Source organism: Schlesneria sp., assembly GCF_036405755.1.
Classification (GTDB): Bacteria; Planctomycetota; Planctomycetia; order Planctomycetales; family Planctomycetaceae; genus Schlesneria; species Schlesneria sphaerica.
The window spans coordinates 1-7219 of the sequence record NZ_DASWWZ010000735.1; the positions used below are offsets into that span (position 1 = coordinate 1).

The 7219-nt window shown below is 56.7% G+C and carries 5 protein-coding genes; 2 read left to right on the forward strand and 3 right to left on the reverse strand.

The window, feature by feature from the left end:
* Positions 1 to 358: 358 nt before the first annotated feature.
* Positions 359 to 1663 carry a DUF1501 domain-containing protein gene (locus VGE80_RS24205; protein ID WP_440594437.1) on the reverse strand — a complete coding sequence of 435 codons (1305 nt, stop codon included), beginning with the start codon at positions 1661 to 1663 and terminating at the stop codon, positions 359 to 361.
* Positions 1664 to 1720: 57 nt separating this feature from the next.
* Positions 1721 to 3394 carry a DUF1549 and DUF1553 domain-containing protein gene (locus tag VGE80_RS24210; protein ID WP_397568386.1) on the reverse strand — a complete coding sequence of 558 codons (1674 nt, stop codon included), beginning with the start codon at positions 3392 to 3394 and terminating at the stop codon, positions 1721 to 1723.
* Between the two features lie 417 nt (positions 3395 to 3811).
* Between VGE80_RS24210 and VGE80_RS24215 the strand changes: the two genes are divergently transcribed.
* Positions 3812 to 3997, forward strand: a complete 186-nt coding sequence (locus VGE80_RS24215; protein WP_373649392.1) for a carbon storage regulator — start codon at positions 3812 to 3814, stop codon at positions 3995 to 3997.
* Between the two features lie 100 nt (positions 3998 to 4097).
* Positions 4098 to 6038: a heavy metal translocating P-type ATPase gene (locus VGE80_RS24220; RefSeq protein ID WP_440594438.1), complete on the forward strand. Its 1941-nt coding sequence runs from the start codon at positions 4098 to 4100 to the stop codon at positions 6036 to 6038.
* A 26-nt stretch (positions 6039 to 6064) separates the two neighbouring features.
* Here VGE80_RS24220 and VGE80_RS24225 read toward each other — a convergent pair.
* Positions 6065 to 7219: hypothetical protein (locus VGE80_RS24225; RefSeq protein WP_440594439.1), on the reverse strand; the 1155-nt coding region annotated here is incomplete at its 5' end.

The following is a 7219-nucleotide window of genomic DNA, read 5'->3' on the forward strand; positions in this document are numbered from 1 at the left end:
TGAGACAGGATATAGAGGAACAGCCGCCGCTGATGGTGAGTGAACAACTGCACAAACTCACCACTGGGGGCAGAGGACTGAGGCTCGGTAGTGGCGTCTTCTGTCACGATTTCACCGGATCACTACGGAAAAATTCCCGCCACGCCCTGACAACACCGACGGCAAGTTCCACGGCCGAAGTGGTTGTCGCCTCAGGGTTCAACAATCGTCTGTCATACAAGAAACAGACGAGGCCTCGTCTGGAAAATTTGTCCGGGACGCATTCCCCGAATGAGGACCTCGATCTGTTCCTACTCCCGGCACTCAAGAGAAAGAGAAGAAGAGCCGCTTCGTCTTTCCCCTGTCGCCAGGATTCTTGTTATCCGATCAGTTCCTGGATGGCCGTACCGCCGTTTGCCAGCTTCATTGGGCGACCATTCTTGGACTTGTGAACCGTATCGAGCGGAATCCCCAAGGCATGGGCTACGGTCGCCCAGACGTCACCGGGCTGGTACGACTTGCTGCTGGCGACAGAGATGCCGTCTGCGTCGGTTTCACCCACAGCCAGCCCCCCCTTCAGTCCACCCCCACCGATCATGACTGACCAGCTATTGGCCCAGTGGTCACGACCGACGTCCTGGTTGATGCGAGGAGTTCGTGCGAATTCACCCATCCAGACCAGCACCACGTCATTCAACATGCCGCGTTGCTTGAGGTCTGCGGTCAGTGCCGCAATCCCGGCATCCAGTGCAGGAAGTCGCTGCGTCTTCAAGGTCTCGAAGACGTTCGCATGCAGGTCCCAGCCACCAAAATCGACTTCGACGAACGGAACCCCGGCCTCGACAAGTCGTCGTGCCATCAGCAGGCTGCGACCGAACTGTCCGCCCCCTCCCATGGCACCTCCACGTGCGGGGGCTCCCGTGTAAGCGTCGAGAACTTCCTTCTTTTCCTGATCAATCTTGAAAGCATCCATCTGCTGCGACTTCATCAGGTTGACCGCCTTGACGTAAACGTCCTTGTGCGCCTGCCCTGATTCCCCTCGCTGCGACTGAATGAAGTTATCCTCGACCGTATTCAGCATCCGCAGGCGCTGTTCGAGCCTGTCCAGTCCCAATCCACCCAGTCCCGCGTTATCGATCTGCCCGCTGGTGTTAACCAGGAACGGCGAATGGGTCATCCCCAGATAGCCGGGGCTGGAACCACCACCGCCGATGGAAATGAAGGCGGGAATTTCGAGGTCTTTCCGCTTCGTTCCCAGTTCGTAGCTGACGACCGACCCGAACGCAGGATGAATCACCGTCGGAGTGGGTACGTAGGACGTGTGCATATAGTACCGACCCCGGCCGTGATCGGCTTCGCGGGTACTCATGGCACGAATGACCGACAGATTGTCCATCACCTCAGCCGTTTTCGACATATGCTCACTGATCTCCAAGCCGCCGCTGGTGCTGATCGGCTTGAACTCGCCCCCATTCTTGGAATTGGGCTTCAGGTCCCAGATGTCGATCGATGGCGGACCACCACTCATCCACATCAGGATGCAGGCCTTCTGGCGTTTCTTCAGATCCGCCGCGTTTGCCTTCACGTGCGAAATGAAATTCATCGCGGGCAAGACGGAAGCGCCCGCTGCCAGGTGCCCCAGAAAATGACGTCGCGACATGCCCGAGGGTGTATTCAGATTCATAACGCGTTCCGATGTGAAAAGGGAGACTCGAGAAGAAGTGGAAATGGCCGACGCACGTCAGTGGTTGATGATAAACTCGTTCGAATTGAGCAGTGCCCAGAACAGATCCTGATAAACCGTCAAGGGATCCTGGTTACTGTTCAAAAAGCGTTGGGCGGCTGCAATCTCGGCCTTATTTGGCATCCGGCTGAGGGCAGACAGATAAAGCCGCTGGATCTTGTGATTGTCGGTCCCCTTGCCTGTCAGCAACTGATGCAGATAACTGCCCGGTTTCACACTGACGGCGTCCTGGACCAGAGGTCCATTCATCATCATCAGCGCCTGAGGAATCGTGCCGTCGAAGGAAGTCGCTTCGTCCCCTTCATCGGTTCCGAAGGTCTGCACGAACGACTGCAGCCACGCATGTCGCTGAACCTCGGCCTGTTCCCAGCCCGACCGTCCGGATTTGTGAGCATTCGTGGCGACGATCAGCGAGTCATAAAGCTGCTCTGCCGTCATTGGCTTCACATAGACATGAGTAAAGAGGGCCGCTTCGCCAATGGCAGGGTTATCCTGGGCGTTCTTCTTCGTCGTCCGACTTGTCAGGTTGTAGGCTTCGCTGTTCGCGATCCAGCGGATCGCCTGCTTGCAGTTGTATCCACTCTTCACAAATTCATCCGCAAGCCGGTCGAACAGTTCGGGGTGGGTCACCGGAATATGCGACCCGATATCGTCGATCGGGTTGGTAAAGCCATAGCCGAAGAAGTGAGCCCACAAGCGATTGATGTAGGCCAGAGCAATCATCGGGCGATCCCCAACCGTCATCAGTTTGGCCAGTTCGCGGCGCCGATCGGTGGTGCTGTCGGGATTGATGTCGACACCGAAATAAGATGGATAAGCCACCTTCATCAGGCCGCTCCGTTTTTCAAAATAGACAGGCCCGGAAAAGTCGCGTTCGACAATTTCCGAGAAGTCGTCGACCATCTGTCCCGTCTTCTGATCGAACCTGCGGTGATCGACCTTGGCGGTCTGACGGAAGAAACTGTTGAACTGCCAGAACTGATCCTGCTTCCAATCGTTGAAGGGATGGTCATGGCACTGAGTGCACTGAACCTGCATCCCCATGAACAGCCGGGTCGTCTTGGCGGTCATCTGGATGCCATCATCCTGATCCTGCATCTGGGCGAGCAGAAAATTCGCTGCCCCGTTCTCTTCATAGTGACCTTCCGCGGTCACCAGATCACTGACGATCTCATTCCAGGGACGATTCTTGCCGAACGCCTCACGAAAGAACTTCTGCATCCCGGTTCGGCTCACACGGCGTGGCGTCTGCTGTCCGATGCACAGATTAGTCCAGATGGTGGTCCAGTTGCGGGTATATCCCGGATCATCCAGCAACCGGTCGATCAGTTGGGCCCGCTTGGCCTTGTCTTTGTCTGCCAGAAACTTTTCGACGTCTTCGACAGCGGGAATGTGCCCGACAATGTCGAGGTAAACGCGTCGAATCCATTCCGCATCATCCGCCACCGGAGAAGGTTCGACCTCGTTGTCTTTCCACGTCTCGCGGATCAGGCGATTGATTTCCTGCACCACGATGTCTGCACCGCGCGTCCTGATCGGCTCTTCCGCCGCAGCAACCCGCAGCACCGACGAATCTGCCACGAGTGGCAACAACAGGACAAGCCCCGCCATTGCACGAACGCAACGTCGGATCGAGGGCTGGCCGTTCAATTTCGTCGTCGACAACATCATGGCCTGCAACTCCTGTCTAATTCCGGGCATGGAAGAGGGTGGGTCACAAAGTACCCCCGGGACCGCGCTGCAACTGCAACGCAGCTTTTCCATCAATATAACAACACGAACGAAGAAAACGTTCGTCCAGATCTCTTTTGTCGAATCCGCCGGATCCGCAACATGCTTCTGTGTAGAGCATTAAGATGAAACCGCTCCTTCCGCTCGCCCCCTCAAATCCGTGGTTTCCCTGAACCGGTTTGCATCCCCTTTTTATGGATAACAAGCCCAGCTAATGAGGCGAACATGGGTTGACAGTCGATTTCGGATTGGTATCTTACCCCCGTTCGAAGCGACCGTGAACGATTCACGGGTGCCGCGCCGGGGCGATTATTGACGCCCTGCCCGCGATCGCGGCAAGTCTGAAGGATTCTTCCAATGCTCGTGCTCACCCGTAAACTCGACCAGGTGATCAAGCTCGGCGACGACATTACGATCAAGGTTGTGAGAATGTCGAATGGATCTGTGCAACTGGGAGTAGAAGCTCCTCGCAGTCTGAAAATTATGCGAGCCGAATGCCTTGAGCGGAGTCTGGCCCATTCGCCAGAACAGAAGGTCGCCTGACCCCGAAGCGCCGTAAGCCGCTTCCGCTGCATGACGACATGCCGAATCGGGCATGATATGCTGCCCTGCCAACAACCCAACTATGGCATGGCAGCGCACAATGACCACCCCCCCCCGCCCCGACGACAGTCACCGGTACGACATCGCGATCGCTGTTCTGGCAGCAATCTCCATTCTGGTGCACCTCGCGATCCGGTTTGGAGTCGGCACCGCACCCACCGCCGGTCCGCTGCCGATCATGGACTGGCCGCTGGTGATCGCTTTGGTTGTGGGAGGTCTTCCGCTGGTCATCGGACTGCTGGGGAATCTGGTGCGCGGCCAATTCGGGTCGGATCTCCTGGCAGGACTTTCGATCATGACCTCGCTGCTGCTGGGAGAATACCTGGCAGGAACGATCGTTGTGTTGATGTTGTCCGGGGGCGAAGCCCTTGAGGCCTGGGCCATTCGCAGTGCTTCGTCCGTCCTGGATGCACTGGCCCGGCGCATGCCTACAAAGGCTCACCGCAAGGAAGCAGACGCCATCGTCGACATCGCCGTCGATCAGGTTTCGGTCGGAGACGTCCTGGTTCTGTTTCCGCATGAAATCTGTCCCGTGGACGGAGTCGTACTGGAAGGTCGAGGTTCGATGGACGAATCGTTCCTCACCGGCGAGCCCTACCTGATGCCCAAATCTGCGGGCTCGACAGTGATGTCGGGGGCCTTGAACGGCGAATCGGCCCTGACCATTCGTTCGCACAAACTGGCTGTCGATTCCCGCTACGCGCAAATTATGAAAGTCATGCAGGTCGCCGACGAAAACCGTCCTCGTATGCGGCGAATCGGCGATCGTCTGGGAGCCTTTTATACTCCACTGGCGATTGCCATTGCGGCCGTCGCCTGGTGGCTTAGTGGCGAGGTCACTCGCTTTCTGGCCGTGCTTGTGATTGCGACGCCGTGTCCATTGTTGATTGCCATCCCCGTCGCGATCATCGGCTCGATTTCTCTGGCGGCACGTCGCGGGATCATCATTCGCGACCCGTCGGTTCTGGAACGAATCGACACCTGTCGCGTCGCCATCTTCGACAAGACGGGTACGCTGACATACGGTCGCCCCGCTCTGACCGAAGTCATCTGCGGCGAAGGAACAACAGAGCAAGAAGCCCTGGCATTCATCGGCAGTATCGAGCGTTATTCCAAGCATCCGCTCGCCTCGGCCATTACGGCTCGGGCTCATGACAAAGGTGCTGCCACGCTGGAAGTGACTCAGGTCCACGAACCTCCCGGACAGGGACTTGTCGGGACCGTTGGCGGCCGACAGATCCGCGTCACCAGTCGCGGCAAACTCACAAAAGAAGCTTCGGACGAGCGCGTGGCCCGCATTCTCGAACAGCTTCCGCCGCAGGTCGCCGGCATGGAATGTATCGGGCTGATCGATGAAACAATCCCTGTCACTTTTCGCTTTCGGGATCAACCGCGGATGGAAGGAGCCCCCTTCATCAAGCACTTGAGTCCCAAGCACCGTTTCCACAAAGTAATGATCGTCTCCGGTGACCGTGAATCGGAAGTCCGTTATCTGGCAGGTCTGATCGGCATTTCGGAGGTTCACTTCAGTCAAACTCCCGAGCAGAAGCTGGCTCTGGTCCGTAACGAGACCAAACAAGCCAACACGGTTTTTGTCGGTGACGGAATCAATGACGCACCGGCACTGACTTCGGCCACCGTCGGGATTGCGATGGGGGGAGCATCCGACATTACCTCTGAAGCCGCTCATGCCGTGATCCTCGACAGCTCACTCAGTAAGGTTGATGAACTGCTGCATATCGGCCAGCAGTTACGCCATATTGTTCTACAGAGTTCACTCGGCGGCATGCTGCTGAGCATCGGAGGAATGATCCTGGCGGCATTCGGACTGCTGTCGCCTGTCGGCGGCGCAATTGCCCAGGAAGTCATCGATCTGCTCGCAGTACTGAATGCCTTGCGGGCGGCTCGTACTCCCCGGCAGCTCACGGACTTCAATACACCATCAACGGCGCGAGAGGCCGCTGCGTCTTCCCCTCGATGATGCACTGATGAGGCCCTGATGACGACTTACTTCGTGACAGGCAGATAATCCTGGAAGCGAGCAGGAAGTTTGTCTCCCAGCTCCTTCCAGACCACGGGGGTCAATGGAAGTGCGAAATTCACGGGCCAATTGAATTCTTCCTTCAACTTTGCTGCAAGTAACCGAGGTCCCTCAAAGCCCCGAGTCACGCTCAGACCCTGGACCTGATTTTTCTCCTGACGAATTTCCGTGTCGAGTAAGAATTCATTGCTTTCCATTCGATCTTCGAAGAGTTGTTTAGCAGCCATCAGCGATTGATTCTCTGGAATCACAAAGCCGACGACATCGACGATTCGATGGTCATACTCGTGTTGATTCGGGGGCGCACGGTTCGCTAATTGGCGATACGCGAGATCGGTGGGCCTCAGCGCCTCGTCAGAAAGTTGCTGATGATTCTTGAGTGCCGACTCGAATCGAGTGGCCAGGAAATAACGGTGATCTTCATGGTCACGGACAGACCACAGGATCCGTCCACGAAAGTTGCTATTCGAAGTGCGGTCGAACGGCTCAGCCAGATAGGCTTGAACGAGCGCTTCGAGCATATTCTTCGTCTTGGGTTTATTCAGGTTGTACCCGTAGTACACAGCAGCATCACGGAAAGGAAAAGGCCCTCTTGGATCCACGGCCTGGAACATGATCTCGCTCAACATGGGATCAAGGGGCCAGCCTAAGGCGCCCGAGATCCACCCGAACATCTCATTGGGTGTCTGCTTCGATCGCCGGACGCCGCGTCGAAAAAGTCTCAGCAGCTCACGGTCACTCATTTCAAGGCTTTCCTTCTGCTGATAAACCTCATCCAGCTTCCGGCCCGCGTCCTCATCGTCGGCAAAGTAGTTTTCGAAATCCGGGGCAACCCATGTAGTCGCGTTGAAGGCAAAGCTTTCCCCCACTTCCGGACGGGTGTACGTCGGGCGGGCGCGGACCGGGATTCCCCCCGGCAGATATCGTCCAAATTCACGGAGACGACATTCCCGCAGGATGCGAGGCGATAACAGAAAGTTGAAATCCAGCTTCGCAAAAATGTGCTGCTCCAGCCGAGTCACAAACTCATGTCGAGCCTTTTCCCCCTGAAGCAACACAACCGCCGTTTCATAGCCGTCGACGACTCGAGTGACGAAGTCAATCACAAGCGTCTCTTGACC